Source organism: Variovorax sp. 05L425, from assembly GCF_056397705.1.
This window is the reverse complement of record NZ_JBFTNY010000001.1, coordinates 356103-370428: the sequence shown is the minus strand read 5'-3', so window position 1 is coordinate 370428 and position 14326 is coordinate 356103. Positions and strand designations below refer to the sequence as shown.

Sequence of the window (14326 nt, the reverse complement as noted above, 5' to 3'; positions counted from 1 at the left end):
AGTTAAGGGACTCCCCCGCATACGTCAACGGGGACGAATCCGGAGTTCACAAAGAGCACAAAAAGGGGTTTTCCCTTGTACGCTCAAATTCAGAACACAGTTATGCTGCGCGGAACGATGCGGAGCGGCGCACCTAAAGTCCCGTCGCCCCCTTCGGAGCAAGACATCCACCCATTCACCCGGCGATCCGTCGCCTTACGAGGAGCTCTCATGAAAAACCTGTTCTTCCGCACCACCGTGTGCGCCGCCCTGCTCGCCTTCGGCGCCGCGGCGGCCAACGCGCAGGACGTCAAGGAACGCACGATCAAGTTCGGCCACATCAACAACACCGACCACCCCGTGAGCCTGGGTGAACACAAGTTCGCCGAACTGCTGGCCGCCAAGAGCGGCGGCAAGCTCAAGGTGCAGGAGTACCCAGCTTCGCAACTGGGCTCCGAGTTCCAGCAGCAGTCGGCCCTGCAGGGCGGCGTGCAGGAGATCAGCACTCCGGCGACCACATCCCTCGTGGGCATCGTCAAGGAGTTCGGCCTGATCGACTTCCCGTTCGCGGTGTCCACCTTCGAGCAGGCCGACGCCCTGCTCGACGGCCCGCTCGGCCAGGCGCTGATCGCCAAGCTGCCCGAGAAGGGCCTGGTGGCGCTGGGCTACTGGGACCTGGGCTTCCGCAACGCGACCAACAGCAAGCACCCCATCGCCAAGGTCGAAGACTTCGAAGGCCTCAAGCTGCGCGTGATCCCCAACCCGGTGTTCCTCGAAACCTTCAAGGCCTTCAAGGCCAACCCGGTGCCGCTGCCGTTCGGCGAGCTCTACAACGCGCTGGAGTCAAAGGCAGTCGACGGGCAGGAGAACCCGTTCTCGGTCATCGAGTCGAACAAGTTCTACGAAGTGCAGAAGTACCTGAGCGGGACCAACCACGTCTACGCCGCCAACATCCTGCTGGTGAGCAAGAAGTTCTGGGACAGCCTCTCGCCCACCGAGCAGCGCTTCATGAAGGAAGCCGCCGACGAGACCCGTGCCTACCAGCGCGCCGTCAGCCGCGAAGCGGCGCAGAAGTCGCTGGCGAGCCTGAAGGCCAAGGGCATGGTCTACAACGAGGTCGCGCCGGCCGAGACGGACCGCATGCGCGCGCTCGTCAAGCCCGTGACCGACAAGTTCGCGGCGAGCTACGACCCCGCCATCGTGAAGCTCTACAACGACGAGCTGGCCCGCATCCGCGCCAGCGCCAAGTAACGCCCCCGAACGTTCACGCCGAGCCTGTCGAAGCGCCGCACCGGCAACGATCAGGTTCGGCCGAACGGGAGCGGGGTGTTCCCCGTTCACTGAACGACTTGGGGTGGGCATCCTGTCCCACCCCTTCTTTTTCCCAAGGTACTTCCTCCCATGACATCCACTCTCGCGCCGCATTCACCCGAAGAGGGCGGCGGCGACGAACTCTGGTTCGACCGCGTCCTGCGCCGCTACTGCCGCTTCCTCGAATTCGCGATCGCCGGCTGCTTGGCGGGCATGGTGGTGCTGGTCTTCACCAACGTGATCCTTCGCTACGTGTTCAATTCGGGCCTCGACATCGCGGAGGAAATGTCGCGCTGGCTGTTCGTGTGGCTCACCTTCCTCGGTGCCGTGGTCGGCATGCACCGTCACGCCCACCTCGGCACCGAGGTGCTGGTCGGGCGGCTCGGGCCCGCCGGCCGCAAGGTCTGCCTGGTGATCGGCTATGTGCTCATGTTCATGGTCTGCTGGCAGTTGTTCAGCGGCTCCTGGACGCAGACGGTCATCAACTGGGACGTCTCCGCGCCCTCCACCGGATGGTCCATGGCCTGGGTCTATGGCGTGGGCCTGGTCTTCAGCGTGTCCGCCGCGCTCGTCCTCGCGGCCGACCTCTTCAAACTGCTCACGGGTCGCATCAGCGATGACGACCTGATCATCATCAAGGAATCGGAAGGCTGAAATGACGCTGCTGGTTTTCGTCGGCTCCCTGCTCGCCGCCATGGCGGTGGGCATCCCGATTTCGTTCGCGCTCCTGGTCTGCGGAAGCGCGCTGATGGCGTACCTGCACATGCTGGATCCGCAGATCCTGGCGCAGAACGTGATCAACGGCGCCAACAGCTACCCGCTGCTGGCCGTTCCCTTCTTCCTGCTGGCCGGCGAGGTGATGAACGTGGGCGGCCTGTCCAAGCGCATCGTCAACGTGGCCATGGTCATGGTGGGCCATGTGCGTGGCGGCCTCGGCTACGTGTCGATCGTCGCCGCCTGCCTGCTGGCCGCACTCTCGGGCTCCGCGATCGCCGATGCGGCGGCGCTGTCGTACCTGCTGCTGCCCATGATGATGGCCGCCGGCCACGACAAGGCGCGCTCGGCCGGCCTGATCGCCGCGGCGGGCAGCATCGCACCGGTGTTTCCGCCGAGCATTGGCCTGGTGGTCTTCGGCGTCATCGCCAACGTCTCGATCGCCAAGCTGTTCTTCGCCGGGATCTTCCCGGGCCTGATGCTGGCCGGGTCGCTGTGGATCACCTGGGGCTGGCTGGCACGGCACGAGAAGATCGAGCCGCCGCCCAAGGTCAGCTGGGGCGAGCGCCTGCGCGCCATCCGCGATGCGGCCTGGGCGCTGGTGATGCCGTTCATCATCATCATCGGGCTGCGCATGGGCGTTTTCACGCCGACCGAGGCGGGTGTCGTGGCGGCGGTCTACGCCGTGATCGTGTCGACCTTCGTGTATCGCGAGTTCAAGTTCTCGCAGTTGCTCGAGGTGTTCATCTCGGCCGCGCGCACGACCGCGCTGATCATGTTCATCATCGCCGCGTCAGCCGTGAGCGCCTGGCTGATCACTGTCGCCAACATCCCGGGGCAGGTCGTGGGGCTGCTGAGCCCGCTGCTCGACAGCCCGCGCCTGCTGATGGCCTGCGTCATGGTGATCGTGATGATCGTCGGCACGGCACTGGACATGACGCCCACGATCCTGATCCTGAGCCCGGTGCTGATGCCGCTGGTCAATGCCGCGGGGATCGATCCGGTCTACTTCGGCGTGCTGTTCATCATCAACAACGCCATCGGCCTGATCACCCCGCCGGTGGGCGTGGTGCTGAACACAGTGGCGGGCGTCGGCAAGGTGAGCATGGACTCGGTCACCCGCGGTGTGATGCCGTTCATGTTGGTGCTGTTCGTCATCATGTTCGCGATGGTGTTGGTGCCCGAACTGGTGACCGTGCCGGCCCACTGGTTCTACAAGTAACTTGCCTGTCGCCATTTGGCAGCACCCTTCCATCAACATGAGAGAACTGGTCCGAAAGCACATGAAAAAATTGGTACTCGCAAACTCCGTCGCCGCCATCCTGGCAACCTTCGCCCTTGTCGGCTGCGGAGGTGGGGGTGGAGGCGGAGGTGGCGCGGGCAGTGGCGGCGTCGCAGCCGTCCCGACGACGACCACGACCGAATCGGCCCCAGCGCAGGAAACGCCGGCGCCTGCAAAAAACCCCGTCCCCACGGAGGCGGCGGGTCCCGGCGTGACGCTGACACTGACGGATTGCGCACGGATCACCGGCAATCCGGTCCCCTCGCCTGCGATCACCGGGGCTGACATGCAGGAAGTCAACGACGTTCTTCTGAGCCAGGATGCCGCGCACAGCTATGACATGTTCCAGCGCTCACCCGCCGACGTAATGTGGTGGGTTCGAAGCTCGGGTAGGGCGGTGACGCTTGGCACGCTCGGAACCGGCGTTCATGAAACGAATCACGTCATCGATTTCCTGATATCGGCTATTTGCAGCGGAGATGGGTACTCGCGATACCTTCTCGATGGGCAAGTTCACTTGACCGGCACGCGCATGGGAGACACCGCAAATCGCGTGATCGTGGACAGCACGTATCCGGCGGCGTTGAAAGTCTCCCGCGCCGCGCGCTTCGACGCCTATATCACGGACACAGCTGGCAACTCGCGCAACGACTTTTCCTCGCTGCTGGACGAATTCAATGCCTATGCGGGTGCTGCCGCTCTGGAAGCGGCGGTGCGTGGCGCCCCCGAAATGGCCTATCTCTATCAAGAGAATGTCATGTCCGACGAAAACATCGGTGGCATGGTCGATTTCATGCTGTTCATGCAGCACTACCTGCTGGCAGCCAAATCCAGCAGTCCGCTGACGTACTCGGCCATTCAAGGACAACCCGATACCCTCGCATTCATGCAGGTACTCTGGACTCGGGCGGAGTCGGTGCTGGTGCGTGCGTACCCGCATTCGACCACTGCAACGGGCAAGGGTGGGACGATCGTCCCCGCGGATGTTTTCGCGGAAATCTATTCGCCGCAGATGCTCTCGGAGTTGGATGCGCTCGGCATCACGCACAAGGTCGCGGCCGACTGGGTCGGCACCTATCTCCATTAAGCCTGGGTCGCTGGGGCGAAATCGTGAGCGCCCCGCCCAGTCACCCTGCGCAGCCCGATGGTGTCAAAGCAATAGCTAAAATCGTTGTTATGCGCTTGACCCTCTTCACCGACTACTCGCTTCGCGTACTGTTGGTGCTTGCCACCCGCACCCAATCCCTGATGACGATTGCCGACCTGACCCACGCATATGGGATCTCGCAGGCACACCTCATGAAGGTGACTCACATCCTCGGCAAGTCCGGCTGGGTCGAGACAGTCAGAGGCCGCAACGGAGGCATGAGGCTGGCAGTGCATCCGTCCAGGATCAAGATCGGGACGGTGATTCGTCAACTGGAAAGCGACTTTGTCGTCGTGGAGTGCTTCGGCGCTGACAACCAATGCGTCCTGACGGGTGGATGTGAACTCGCCGCGGTGCTGGCCCGCGCGACCCGGGCATTTCTGGACGAGCTCGATCGCTACAGCCTGGCCGACCTGGCCAACGCCAGTCCGGCGCTCGCAGGCCTTCCCCTGTGGCAGGAGATCACCTGGCGATCGCCGGTCAAGAATCCTTCGGTCGATATCGTGCCCGGCGTGACGAACAGGCTTCTGCGCGAGACCCCGAAGAAGCGCTTGGTGCGAAAAAAGTCGGCGGCATGAACGGCGCCCCGAAGCCGTCAGCCGCGGTCGCACCACTCCAGCCCGTGGTAGTCGAAGCCATGCTGCAGTCCGGGTTTCACGATATCGAAATAGGGCGAGATGTCGAAGTCCCGCGGCGCGTACAGGCTGTGGTCCCGGATGTGCAGAACTTCCCGATGGCAGTGCCGACGGTCGGGGTCGTCGGCGTCGATGCGAGTAATGTCCGGCAGGATCGGATAGCGCAATGCCTGGAAGGCCTGCGCGATGAGCGTCGAGCAGATGGCGCGCGACGGATCGCCGCTGCCTAGCGCGATCAGGCGCCGCCGCCACCGTACCGGCACGGGTGGCATCGGAAGCAAGTAGCGCCCCAGATCGACCAGGTTCTTCAAGTCGTAGCCTTCACCGATGCGGTCGACTGCATAGTCGATCAGCCGCAGCACGTCCGGTGGCGAAAGCCCGACCGGGCGGCAGATGCGGGTGTGCATCAGGGTATACGCATCGAGCGGGACGGCACGCACGCCGAAGCGCAGGTCCGCCTCGACGAGCGTGCAGCGATTGGCATCGCCTGCTGCGCCGGGGATCGCATCGCCGACGAACAACGCCGCGTGCGACCAGTTGGAGTGGGTCAGGTACTTGATCGCCGCGCTGATCCTGGCGTTGCCTTCCACAAGCAGCACGTCACCGGGCCGCAGTGTCGCGACGAGCAGTTCCGGCGAGACCGTCGCGACCATGATGCCTTGCGTCTTCGGCGCACAGAGGTAGTCGGCAATCCGCTGTCCCAGCGCGGCGAGAAGCTTGTTCATGGGTCTTTCGGCTCTGTCAGGTCGCCGTTGGATGAGCGATTGTCCAATTCGGTTCCGAAATGGAGACGCGCATGCACGAGAGTCCACAGGGTTTGAAATGAACAATATTGCATTGAAAGTCCAATAAATGTCGTTGTACTTCTCGCCCGGGTTGACCGAACATTCACCCAAGAATGATCGTGGTGAAGGAGCCAAAAATGTCCATGACACAAGGAGCTTGGCGATGAATGCAAAGGACATCATGACTACGCCGGTCATCACCATCGCGCCCGACACCCAAGTGCGTGAGATCGTGGCGCTTCTGATCGAGAAGCGCATCAGCGGAGTGCTGGTCGCAGAGAACGAACGCGTCGTCGGAATAGTCAACGAAGGCGATCTTCTTCACCGGTACGAGATCGGCACCGACGGCGGCGCACCCGACCGCTCCTGGTGGGCACGATTGATCAGGCCCGATAGAAACTCGGTCGCCTACGTCAAATCGCACGCCGGCCGGGCTCAAGACATCATGACCCGGCACGTCGTTTCGATCACCGAGGACACGTCGCTCCGGCAAATTGCGTTGATCCTGGAGGCGCGTCACATCAGGCGTGTCCCTGTCCTGCGCGGCAATCAAATGGTCGGCATCGTGACCCGTGCCGATCTGATCCGAGCACTCGCCCAGAAGACGCAGGCCCTTGAGCAGCCCCACGCGCAGACAGACGAGGGCATCAGGCGGCGATTGCTGGCCGAACTGGAGAAGCAGCGATGGTGGCGTCCCGATTGGTCAGCCGTGGATGTTCGCGACGGCATCGTGAGCTACCGCGGCTTGCTCGAAAGCGAAGACGAGAGAAATGCGGCCCGCGTCGCAGCGGAAAACGTGCCCGGAGTTCGTGCCGTGGAAGACAATCGCATGCCGTGGGCCGCCTGGCAAGCGATGACTTGACGTGGCGCGCGGGCCCGAAGCGCATGCGGTCAGCACACGTCGCGGACCTCCTCGGAATCCGAATGAAAAGCGAGCTTCGCGCATTTCCATGCCGCGAGAAGCGTCGCACACCTGGAATGCCCACTCGCCAAGGGAACGCGTACAACCGCACCGACAGCGCGACCCAGGAAGCTCAGCCCAAGCGGTGTCAGAATCGACACGCGGCGCGCAGCAGGATCCGCGTCTCTTGGGCAAACCAGCGTGAACTCGAGCTGATCGCCACAACCCAGCATCTGGATCTGAACGGTTGAGTTGATGCTGGCGATGTCCACACGTCCGCAGTCCATCTGGCGAAGCGTCGCTTGCTTCAACAGCTTGAGGACGTGCTCGCCCAGGTTGAGCTCGACTTCGGCCAAGCGCAGCAAGCGTTCCGCAGTCCGGCTCAACAGCATCGATTCTTCCGCGGTGAGATAGCGTGCGCCGTTCACAGTGCCTGCCCTCTGTTCGACAAAAAGGCTCCCCGCCCGTCGACTCGCTCAACTTCGAGCCTCAGCTTCGCCGCGGCGCGCGTTGACGAACGATGGTCATGGGGCACGACCAACACATCGCTGGACGACCATGACAAGAGACGTTGCGCCACGCTTCCACAGAAGAACTCGGCGACCGCCGATCGGCGGCGTTTGCCAACCACGACCAGGTCGGCACCGACGTATTCTTGCTGAACCGCGGCCTGGCGCTCGGTGACGGCGAGGATTGATTTGATGTTCATTGGTCGTTCCTGGGTCGCAGAAATGGGAACCCCGCTGCTCCGTCATGAGATGACGGGGCAGTAGGAGTAAACGACGGGGCGTCGCGCCGGGCCGCTAGATCGAGTAGTCGCCGCTGGCTTCGGGCTGAAAAAGAACGGCTGCCACTTCGGCTGAAACTTCTTCTCCACTCGGCGTTTGCCATGTGGCGACAGAGCCAACCCGCAAGCCGAGCATGCTCATGCCCACGGGCGAGAGCACGGAGATGAATCCTGCGGCGGGCTCGGCATGACCCGGGTAGCAGACGGTGAGCTTTTGTCGACGCCGCGTACGGACGTCGACAAGCTCCACTTGCGAATACATCGTGACGATGTCGACCGCGACCTGGCGTGACGGGACGACTTCCGTTGCTGCCAGGAGGTCCGCGAGTTCCGGCGGCATGTGACCGTTGAGCAGCTTGGTGAGACGAGCGAAATCAAGCTCGGTGAGCGTACGCTCGCCCTGAATCGTTGCATGCATGGCGCACTCCAATCGAATGTGACCGAGCCGCAAAAAGCGGCGGTCACTACCGCGCGGGGCTTGTGCCCGGCGATCGATGGTCTGCGCTGAAAGGGAGGAAGTGGATCGCCGGGCTTAAGGATGTGCGGCCGGCTGACGAAGTCCCGGAGCAGTCACCGCGAACCAGCACGCGTGCAGGACAGCACCCGCCGAAAAGGGCATGGGCACTGCAGCTTTGCAGGTACTGTTGATGAAAGACGGAAGACGCATGCGGTCGAGTGTACGAGTGGCCGTCGACCCAATCAAGCAATGGCCTCATGGTTCATGCCAGATGGCCGCCGGCTGCGGAGTGACCCACTGCGCCGCGAGTTTGCATGACGATGACCCTACGTTCTGGTGCGACTCACGCTACACCTTTGAAGTGCAAACTTCCTCATGCTATGGTGCCTGCAAGCCCTTCTCCCAACCCCTTCGATGGACGTGATGCCAAGAATCCTGCCCCACTTTGACGAGATGCATGGCACCCCCGCTTGGGTGAAGGCGTGTTCGTCCGGCTCATCACTTCTTGCGACTTCGATGGTTCTTACGTGCCCCATTCAAGGCGTTCCTGCCTTTCTTGTTTGATGCGGTAGGCCGCGCGTCTCTGTGCGTTGAGCCAGACGTCACCTGCCGATCATTCCAACAAGCCGCTCATTCTCAAGTTACCGGTTTCGCGTCGGCGAAGCGGGAATGCGCCTTCATAGAGCAGTAGACGAGGAGATCCGCATGACAACAGACTTCATTCGATTGACGTATCTCGCACGGTCGCAGATCGCGGAGTACGAACGCGTTGCGTGGTTCCTGTTCGAATGTCTCGAGCGCGAGCGTCGGCTCAATCTCAAGGCTTTGTCAGCGAGTTCACCCCTTGTCTTCATGACGTTGATGTGTGGAATGCAACCTGCCTTCTTCTATCCGGCATCGACATTGACCTTCTCCGAAACCGAGGAGTGAATCACACCGTGTAGCACGATCATGGTCGAAAATGGACGCTCTGCGCAAAGACCCATACCGGTGCGTCTGAGAAAGCCTTTCCACCGATCCGAACAACACTTTCAATGAACACGATACTTCGCGCCTGGACGTTCTGGATCCTCACGCCTTTGCGCGAAGAGTGCAATGACCACTTGGAGCGCAGCAAGCTCAAGGAATACCGCTCGGTCGAAGGCTGTCAGCGCGCCGTCGCTTTGTTCCGTGATCTCGGCGACGGAAGTACCGAAGTGGCTTTCGTCTCAGTCTGGAATTCGATGGCCCACATTCGGGCGCACGTGGGGGAGGACCTCCAGAAATCGACCATCGATCCAGCAGACCGCCAAAAACTGCTCGACCGTGAGCCGACCGTGCGGCATTATGAAATGAATGTTCCGAGTGCGATCGGGGCGATGCCTCCAGAATGGAGAGCGCTGCTCGAGTGATCGGCCGAAGGCTTCGTCAATCCATGAAACGCAGTCCCACGAGCGCCGGGTCGAGGACGTGTTCCTCCATTCGATACGGAAACCTCGGAACCCAAGACATCAACGCGCCTCTAATCCATATGACACTCAAACGAATGTCGCGTTGAGAATGAGTAGAGGCAATCATGCAAAGCACAAGCGCTCTGGTCGAGCAGCACATCCGGGAATCAGAGGCGCGTCTCCGGCATATCGACGAACTAATGGCCCGGTCGAGCCAGCGTCCCATTGACGCGGCGGCAGCCCCTGAAGTGCACACACTGCTGACTCACACCAGAGAAACTCGGGCGAAGCTGGCGAAGGAACTTGAAGACCTCCGCCGAGGATGCGTCAACGGCACCGACCAAGCCATGATCCGCCGCGGCGAAGGTCTCAAATCTCTCCTGGAGGCGGCGGGAAGGCAATTCGAAAAGACCCTCTCCGGGATCTTTGACTGCCGCGGACTTTAGTTCCGCAGGAACGATCTTCGCCAAGCCTTCGACTTCAGTCTCGCAGCGGATGAAGCCTGACATACTCTGCCGCCTCCTCATCGGGCTGCTGGGTCAGGTGCATGAATTCGGCCAGACCGACAACCGTCGCCAAGATTGCAAGAATCAGGCAAAGCGGACCCACAACTCCGATGACAGTCGATAGGAGTCGGAATGAAAGGAACGTCGCCGCCACGCTGGTCGCAGCGGAGATCATCAGCATGCCCAGGGCCCGCGCTGCGACTGCCAAGCATCTCAACGAATATCTAGAGACCTGCATCGATATCGTGGAGGAAGCCAGCCGCGCCATGGTCACGATGGCGTGCATGGCGGTATCAGTCGCGCGCTACGGAGCGCTGTAGCGAGCTTCGCGAACTCGGTAATCAAGAAGTTCGCCTCGAATGAGGTCGCCGGGACCGCCGCCTCTCTCCGCTTCAACGCCGGCATCCGCGACCTCGGCACAAAGCTCCGCGCCGATCAAGCCATAGCGGACCGCCAACGCCTTGAGCAACTTATCCGGGTCGCACGCACCAGCATTCACTACCTCGCCTTCGATCATGGTGTCTTCCTTTCCGCGTAGTCGTGGTGACTGCCGCCGCGTTTTGTCACGATTCGGAGAACCGGCATCGTTCGACTGACTTCATCGCTTGGAGTTCAAGTCACGACGGAAAATTCGCACCAGAACCAGGCCGTGGATCCTGTGCAGACCTCGGGACGCCATTCGCTGATCAGTCAGTCAGCGTGACGATCTGATTCAAGGTCCCGCACGCCTCCTCGAGTACGTCCGGCGGCACCCGCTTCCAAGGATGCGCTTTGCCGCCCCGAGCCCGCCAATCAAAGGACTTGGGTTGATGCGCGAGCACATAGCTCACGACACCCTTGGCACCCGTGAAACGAACTGCAAAGGGATTCGTGTCGTTGTAAGCCGCAGTGGTCATCGGCAAGCCGACGACCAAGCTTGTACGGTCGTTGAACACTTTGGGAGACAGCACCAGCATCGGATGCATGTCCCTCATCTCCCTGCCAGCCTGCGGATTGAAATCGATCCAGATGATGTCGCCACGTTCGGGCACCCACCGCGGCCTGTCCGCCGCCATCAGAAGACTTCGGCGCCGACCCGTGCGCCCGCCATGATTTCGCCGCCATGGCGCTTCGGATCAAAGGCCTGGAGCTTTTGCGCCAGGCTCAGGGTTGGCTTGCCAGTGACGCGCAAAAAGATTCCACCTTCCACAACTTCAACACTGATGGGCACGCCGCGGGCAAGATGCGCCGCACGCGCCACCGGCGCCGTCAGGCGTACTGCGAGGCCGTTGCCCCAGGTCTGGACGGTCTGCTCGACTCGGAGCGAGGAGTTGGCCATGGCGCGCACACTTTCATATGTTGACACGAGTTTATACGTCGACGGCCTACGTGTCAACGTGTTGATACGCCCGTAGGCGAACACCGATGACCCGCTCTTCGTTGACAAGCGGCAATGGTTCTGTGGTGCTCGCGCCAGATCGGCTTCGCTGCCGTGGACGAAATAGTCCGGGTGATCATCCGCCCAGGGGGAGGCAGCGAGGTTTGTCCACGAAATCACCGTGCGGAATTCTCGGCTGCTGCAGCAACACGCAGTGCGTGCGCCGCCGCCGCCTCGGCGCCCGGCATGAGCAACAAGTCCTTCGTCACCACCGCGTTCGTCTGGATGATGCGCGCCACGCAGCCGGTCCAGCCAGTCTGGTGATTCGCACCGATGCCCGCACCCGAGTCGCCGTGGAAGTATTCGTAGAACAGCACCAGGTCGCGCCAATGGGGATCGTCGCTGAACTTGTGCGCGGCGCCGTGCGCCGGCCGCCGGCCCTCGCCGTCGCGCAGGAAGATTCGGCTCAGGCGCTCGCCCAGTTCCTTCGCGACTTCGAGGAGGTTCATCATCTGCCCCGATCCGGTCGGGCACTCGACCTTGAAATCGTCGCCGAAGTACGCATACAGGCGCGCCAGCGACGTGTAGAGCAGAAAGTTGATCGGCATCCATACCGGGCCGCGCCAGTTGGAATTGCCGCCGAACATTCCCGAGTCGGAATCGCCCGGCACATAGGCCACCTGATACGACTGCCCGCCGTGCTCGAAGACATAGGGGTGATCGCGGTGGACGCGCGACAGCGCGCGAATGCCATGCGGGCTGAAGAATTCGTTCTCGTCCAGCATGCGTGCGAGGATGCGGCGAAGCTTCTGTTCGTTGACGATCGCCAGCATTCGACGATTGGCCACGCCCGGCTCCTGCGGCAGATGCATGTTCGCCGCGAGTTCGGGATGCCGCATCAGGAACACGCGCGCACGTTCGCGGAACCTCGGCAGCTTTTCGATGATGTTTTCCTCGAACACGGCGACGCCGGCCAGCGGCAGCAGCCCGACGATCGAACGGACCTTCAGGCGCGTGGCGCTACCGTCCGGGAGGCGAAGCACGTCGTAGAAGAAGCCATCCTCCTCGTCCCACATCTCGTCCTGCCGCTCGCCGACGCGGTCCATCGCGCCTGCAATGAACAGCGTGTGTTGGAAGAACTTCTCGACGAACTCCTCGTACAACGGCTCGCTCAGCGCCAGTTCGACCGCGATGCGAAGCATCTGCTGGCTGAAGAACACCATCCATGCCGTCCCGTCGGCCTGGTCGAGGTAGCCGCCCGTGGGCAGTGGCGCAGAGCGGTCGAACACACCGATGTTGTCGAGCCCGAGAAAGCCGCCCTCGAACACGTTGGCGCCGGTACGGTCCTTCCGGTTGACCCACCAGGTGAAGTTGACCAGCAGCTTGGAGAAGGCGTACTTGAGGAACTCGATGTCGCCGTCGTCGCCGCGACGCTCCTTGTCGATCAGGAAAAGCTGCATCGTCGCCCATGCATGCACCGGCGGATTGACGTCGCCGAAGTTCCACTCGTAGGCGGGCAGCTGGCCGTTCGGATGCAGATAGTCGTTGCGCAGCATCAGGTCGAGCTGTTGCTTGGCGAAGTCCGGGTCGACCATGCCCAGCGGGATCATGTGGAACGCCAGGTCCCAGGCGGCGTACCACGGGTACTCCCATTTGTCCGGCATCGAGATGATGTCGTCGTTGAACATGTGGCCCCAATCGAGATTGCGCACCTTGCGGCGCTCCGACTGCGGCAGCTGGTTGCCCGCGCCGTGCTCGTCGAGCCAGAGATCGAGGTCGTAGTAGAAGTACTGCTTGGTCCACAGCATGCCGGCCAGCGCCTGGCGCATGATATTCGCGCGATCCGGGTCGTCCCGCACGGCGGGCGGCGTCATCGCTGCGTAGAAGTCGTCCGCCTCTTTCAATCGATTCGCAAAGATGGCATCGAAGTCGTCGAACGGCTTCGGCAACGTATCGGGCCCTTGGGTCGTCAACCGCAGGCGGACGACCTGCGACTGTCCGGGGCCGACATTGAGCTGGTAGTGGGCCGCCACCTTGGTGCCCCGCCCCGCGGGATTGACTGCAGCCGGGTCACCGTGAATGACGAAGTTGTGGATGCCATCCTTCACATAGGCTGACGCGTTGGTCCCGCCGAAGAGCCGCGCGTTGTTGGTTTCGTTCTCGGTGAAGAGCAACGGCACGTCGCCCTCGCCATGGAGGTAGTACTCGTCCAGCGATTCCAGGAACAGCGGATCGGTGTGACGGGCGCGGACGGTCGCAGGCCCGGTGGAGGCCACACGCTCCAGCACCGGCTTCGAGCCCCCACCCTGCTGCGTCCACGTGTTTCGGAACCACAGCGTCGGCAACAGATGCAGCGGCGCCGCATCAGGACCGCGATTGAAGGCGGTGATCCGCACCAGCACATCGTCGGGCGCCGCCTTCGCGTATTCGACGAAGACGTCGAAGTAGCGGTTGTCGTCGAACACGCCGGTGTCCAGCAACTCGTATTCCGGGTCCTGCTTGCCGCGACCACGGTTGGTGGAGACGAGGTCGTTGTACGGATAGGCCCCCTGCGGATACTTGTACAAGTACTTCATGTACGAGTGCGTCGGCGTCGAGTCGAGATAGAAGTAGTACTCCTTGACGTCCTCGCCGTGATTGCCTTCGCTGTTGGCCAGTCCGAAGGCGCGCTCCTTCAGGATCGGGTCGCGGCCGTTCCACAGCGCCAGGGCAAAGCACAGTATCTGGTGGTCGTCGCTGATGCCTCCCAGGCCGTCCTCGCCCCAGCGATAGGCGCGCGAGCGGGCCTGGTCGTGGGTGAAGTAGTTCCAGGCATCGCCGTTGTCGCTGTAGTCCTCGCGAACCGTTCCCCATTGCCGCTCGCTGAGATACGGCCCCCACTTCTTCCAGGCTGCGAGATTCGCATGCGCGTCGTCGAGCCGGCGCTTTTCCGCTGGTTCAGTGCTCATGGGACGTTCTCCTTGAGGAGCCATGATTGGGCACCATGTCGGCATGTTTGATCAAGGCAATCATCAATCCGGCGCAGCACGGAAGTC

General features: G+C 62.1%; 18 protein-coding genes. 9 read left to right on the top strand and 9 right to left on the bottom strand.

The window, feature by feature from the left end:
• The first annotated feature begins 210 nt into the window (after positions 1–210).
• From AC1DN9_RS01875 to AC1DN9_RS01855, 5 genes are all read left to right on the top strand, one after another.
• A complete protein-coding gene (locus AC1DN9_RS01875) occupies positions 211–1230 on the top strand; it encodes a TRAP transporter substrate-binding protein (RefSeq protein WP_478096722.1) in 1020 nt (339 codons plus the stop codon).
• A gap of 150 nt (positions 1231–1380) precedes the next feature.
• The gene (locus AC1DN9_RS01870) at positions 1381–1944 is read left to right on the top strand and encodes a TRAP transporter small permease (RefSeq protein WP_478096720.1); all 564 of its coding nucleotides are present in this window, start codon (positions 1381–1383) and stop codon (positions 1942–1944) included.
• A 1-nt stretch (position 1945) separates the two neighbouring features.
• Positions 1946–3226 carry a TRAP transporter large permease gene (locus AC1DN9_RS01865; RefSeq protein ID WP_478096718.1) on the top strand — a complete coding sequence of 427 codons (1281 nt, stop codon included), beginning with the start codon at positions 1946–1948 and terminating at the stop codon, positions 3224–3226.
• Positions 3227–3263: 37 nt separating this feature from the next.
• Positions 3264–4373 (top strand): hypothetical protein, encoded by a 1110-nt coding sequence (locus AC1DN9_RS01860; RefSeq protein WP_478096716.1) that lies wholly within the window; start codon positions 3264–3266, stop codon positions 4371–4373.
• Positions 4374–4396: 23 nt separating this feature from the next.
• The gene (locus AC1DN9_RS01855) at positions 4397–5011 is read left to right on the top strand and encodes an RrF2 family transcriptional regulator (protein WP_478096714.1); all 615 of its coding nucleotides are present in this window, start codon (positions 4397–4399) and stop codon (positions 5009–5011) included.
• A gap of 17 nt (positions 5012–5028) precedes the next feature.
• On the opposite strand, the gene AC1DN9_RS01850 is transcribed toward AC1DN9_RS01855, so the two are convergent.
• Positions 5029–5793 carry a YiiX/YebB-like N1pC/P60 family cysteine hydrolase gene (locus tag AC1DN9_RS01850; RefSeq protein ID WP_478096712.1) on the bottom strand — a complete coding sequence of 255 codons (765 nt, stop codon included), beginning with the start codon at positions 5791–5793 and terminating at the stop codon, positions 5029–5031.
• A 127-nt stretch (positions 5794–5920) separates the two neighbouring features.
• Between AC1DN9_RS01850 and AC1DN9_RS01845 the strand changes: the two genes are divergently transcribed.
• On the top strand, positions 5921–6715 hold the full coding sequence (locus AC1DN9_RS01845; protein WP_478096710.1) for a CBS domain-containing protein: 795 nt from the start codon (positions 5921–5923) through the stop codon (positions 6713–6715).
• 29 nt (positions 6716–6744) lie between these two features.
• On the opposite strand, the gene AC1DN9_RS01840 is transcribed toward AC1DN9_RS01845, so the two are convergent.
• The 3 genes from AC1DN9_RS01840 to AC1DN9_RS01830 all read right to left on the bottom strand — a co-directional run bounded on the left by AC1DN9_RS01840 (position 6745) and on the right by AC1DN9_RS01830 (position 7959).
• On the bottom strand, positions 6745–7140 hold the full coding sequence (locus AC1DN9_RS01840; RefSeq protein WP_478096709.1) for a GreA/GreB family elongation factor: 396 nt from the start codon (positions 7138–7140) through the stop codon (positions 6745–6747).
• A 38-nt stretch (positions 7141–7178) separates the two neighbouring features.
• Positions 7179–7463, bottom strand: a complete 285-nt coding sequence (locus AC1DN9_RS01835) for a universal stress protein (RefSeq protein WP_478096708.1) — start codon at positions 7461–7463, stop codon at positions 7179–7181.
• 94 nt (positions 7464–7557) lie between these two features.
• Positions 7558–7959 (bottom strand): GreA/GreB family elongation factor, encoded by a 402-nt coding sequence (locus AC1DN9_RS01830; protein WP_478096706.1) that lies wholly within the window; start codon positions 7957–7959, stop codon positions 7558–7560.
• A gap of 744 nt (positions 7960–8703) precedes the next feature.
• Here AC1DN9_RS01830 and AC1DN9_RS01825 point away from each other — a divergent pair.
• From AC1DN9_RS01825 to AC1DN9_RS01815, 3 genes are all read left to right on the top strand, one after another.
• Positions 8704–8928: a hypothetical protein gene (locus AC1DN9_RS01825; RefSeq protein WP_478096705.1), complete on the top strand. Its 225-nt coding sequence runs from the start codon at positions 8704–8706 to the stop codon at positions 8926–8928.
• A gap of 104 nt (positions 8929–9032) precedes the next feature.
• The gene (locus AC1DN9_RS01820) at positions 9033–9389 is read left to right on the top strand and encodes a hypothetical protein (RefSeq protein ID WP_478096703.1); all 357 of its coding nucleotides are present in this window, start codon (positions 9033–9035) and stop codon (positions 9387–9389) included.
• A gap of 164 nt (positions 9390–9553) precedes the next feature.
• The gene (locus AC1DN9_RS01815; RefSeq protein ID WP_478096701.1) at positions 9554–9874 is read left to right on the top strand and encodes a hypothetical protein; all 321 of its coding nucleotides are present in this window, start codon (positions 9554–9556) and stop codon (positions 9872–9874) included.
• 34 nt (positions 9875–9908) lie between these two features.
• On the opposite strand, the gene AC1DN9_RS01810 is transcribed toward AC1DN9_RS01815, so the two are convergent.
• From AC1DN9_RS01810 to AC1DN9_RS01790, 5 genes are all read right to left on the bottom strand, one after another.
• The gene (locus tag AC1DN9_RS01810; RefSeq protein WP_478096699.1) at positions 9909–10220 is read right to left on the bottom strand and encodes a hypothetical protein; all 312 of its coding nucleotides are present in this window, start codon (positions 10218–10220) and stop codon (positions 9909–9911) included.
• A gap of 18 nt (positions 10221–10238) precedes the next feature.
• Entirely contained in the window at positions 10239–10451 is a 213-nt protein-coding gene (locus AC1DN9_RS01805; protein WP_478096697.1) for a hypothetical protein, read from the bottom strand.
• Between the two features lie 169 nt (positions 10452–10620).
• A complete protein-coding gene (locus AC1DN9_RS01800; RefSeq protein WP_478096695.1) occupies positions 10621–10965 on the bottom strand; it encodes a type II toxin-antitoxin system PemK/MazF family toxin in 345 nt (114 codons plus the stop codon).
• Positions 10966–10988: 23 nt separating this feature from the next.
• The gene (locus AC1DN9_RS01795; protein ID WP_478096693.1) at positions 10989–11252 is read right to left on the bottom strand and encodes an AbrB/MazE/SpoVT family DNA-binding domain-containing protein; all 264 of its coding nucleotides are present in this window, start codon (positions 11250–11252) and stop codon (positions 10989–10991) included.
• 215 nt (positions 11253–11467) lie between these two features.
• Positions 11468–14239 carry an MGH1-like glycoside hydrolase domain-containing protein gene (locus AC1DN9_RS01790; RefSeq protein WP_478096691.1) on the bottom strand — a complete coding sequence of 924 codons (2772 nt, stop codon included), beginning with the start codon at positions 14237–14239 and terminating at the stop codon, positions 11468–11470.
• Positions 14240–14326 lie beyond the last annotated feature (87 nt).

Bases quoted from the DNA above. Each gene is read 5' to 3' on its own strand.
- AC1DN9_RS01805 (WP_478096697.1), bottom strand. From the start codon at position 10,451: ATGATCGAAGGCGAGGTAGTGAATGCTGGTGCGTGCGACCCGGATAAG.
- AC1DN9_RS01790 (WP_478096691.1), bottom strand. From the start codon at position 14,239: ATGAGCACTGAACCAGCGGAAAAGCGCCGGCTCGACGACGCGCATGCG.
- AC1DN9_RS01825 (WP_478096705.1), top strand. From the start codon at position 8,704: ATGACAACAGACTTCATTCGATTGACGTATCTCGCACGGTCGCAGATC.
- AC1DN9_RS01845 (WP_478096710.1), top strand. From the start codon at position 5,921: ATGTCGTTGTACTTCTCGCCCGGGTTGACCGAACATTCACCCAAGAAT.
- AC1DN9_RS01820 (WP_478096703.1), top strand. From the start codon at position 9,033: ATGAACACGATACTTCGCGCCTGGACGTTCTGGATCCTCACGCCTTTG.
- AC1DN9_RS01875 (WP_478096722.1), top strand. From the start codon at position 211: ATGAAAAACCTGTTCTTCCGCACCACCGTGTGCGCCGCCCTGCTCGCC.
- AC1DN9_RS01835 (WP_478096708.1), bottom strand. From the start codon at position 7,463: ATGAACATCAAATCAATCCTCGCCGTCACCGAGCGCCAGGCCGCGGTT.
- AC1DN9_RS01810 (WP_478096699.1), bottom strand. From the start codon at position 10,220: ATGCACGCCATCGTGACCATGGCGCGGCTGGCTTCCTCCACGATATCG.
- AC1DN9_RS01850 (WP_478096712.1), bottom strand. From the start codon at position 5,793: ATGAACAAGCTTCTCGCCGCGCTGGGACAGCGGATTGCCGACTACCTC.
- AC1DN9_RS01815 (WP_478096701.1), top strand. From the start codon at position 9,554: ATGCAAAGCACAAGCGCTCTGGTCGAGCAGCACATCCGGGAATCAGAG.
- AC1DN9_RS01865 (WP_478096718.1), top strand. From the start codon at position 1,946: ATGACGCTGCTGGTTTTCGTCGGCTCCCTGCTCGCCGCCATGGCGGTG.
- AC1DN9_RS01860 (WP_478096716.1), top strand. From the start codon at position 3,264: ATGAGAGAACTGGTCCGAAAGCACATGAAAAAATTGGTACTCGCAAAC.
- AC1DN9_RS01830 (WP_478096706.1), bottom strand. From the start codon at position 7,959: ATGCATGCAACGATTCAGGGCGAGCGTACGCTCACCGAGCTTGATTTC.
- AC1DN9_RS01870 (WP_478096720.1), top strand. From the start codon at position 1,381: ATGACATCCACTCTCGCGCCGCATTCACCCGAAGAGGGCGGCGGCGAC.
- AC1DN9_RS01795 (WP_478096693.1), bottom strand. From the start codon at position 11,252: ATGGCCAACTCCTCGCTCCGAGTCGAGCAGACCGTCCAGACCTGGGGC.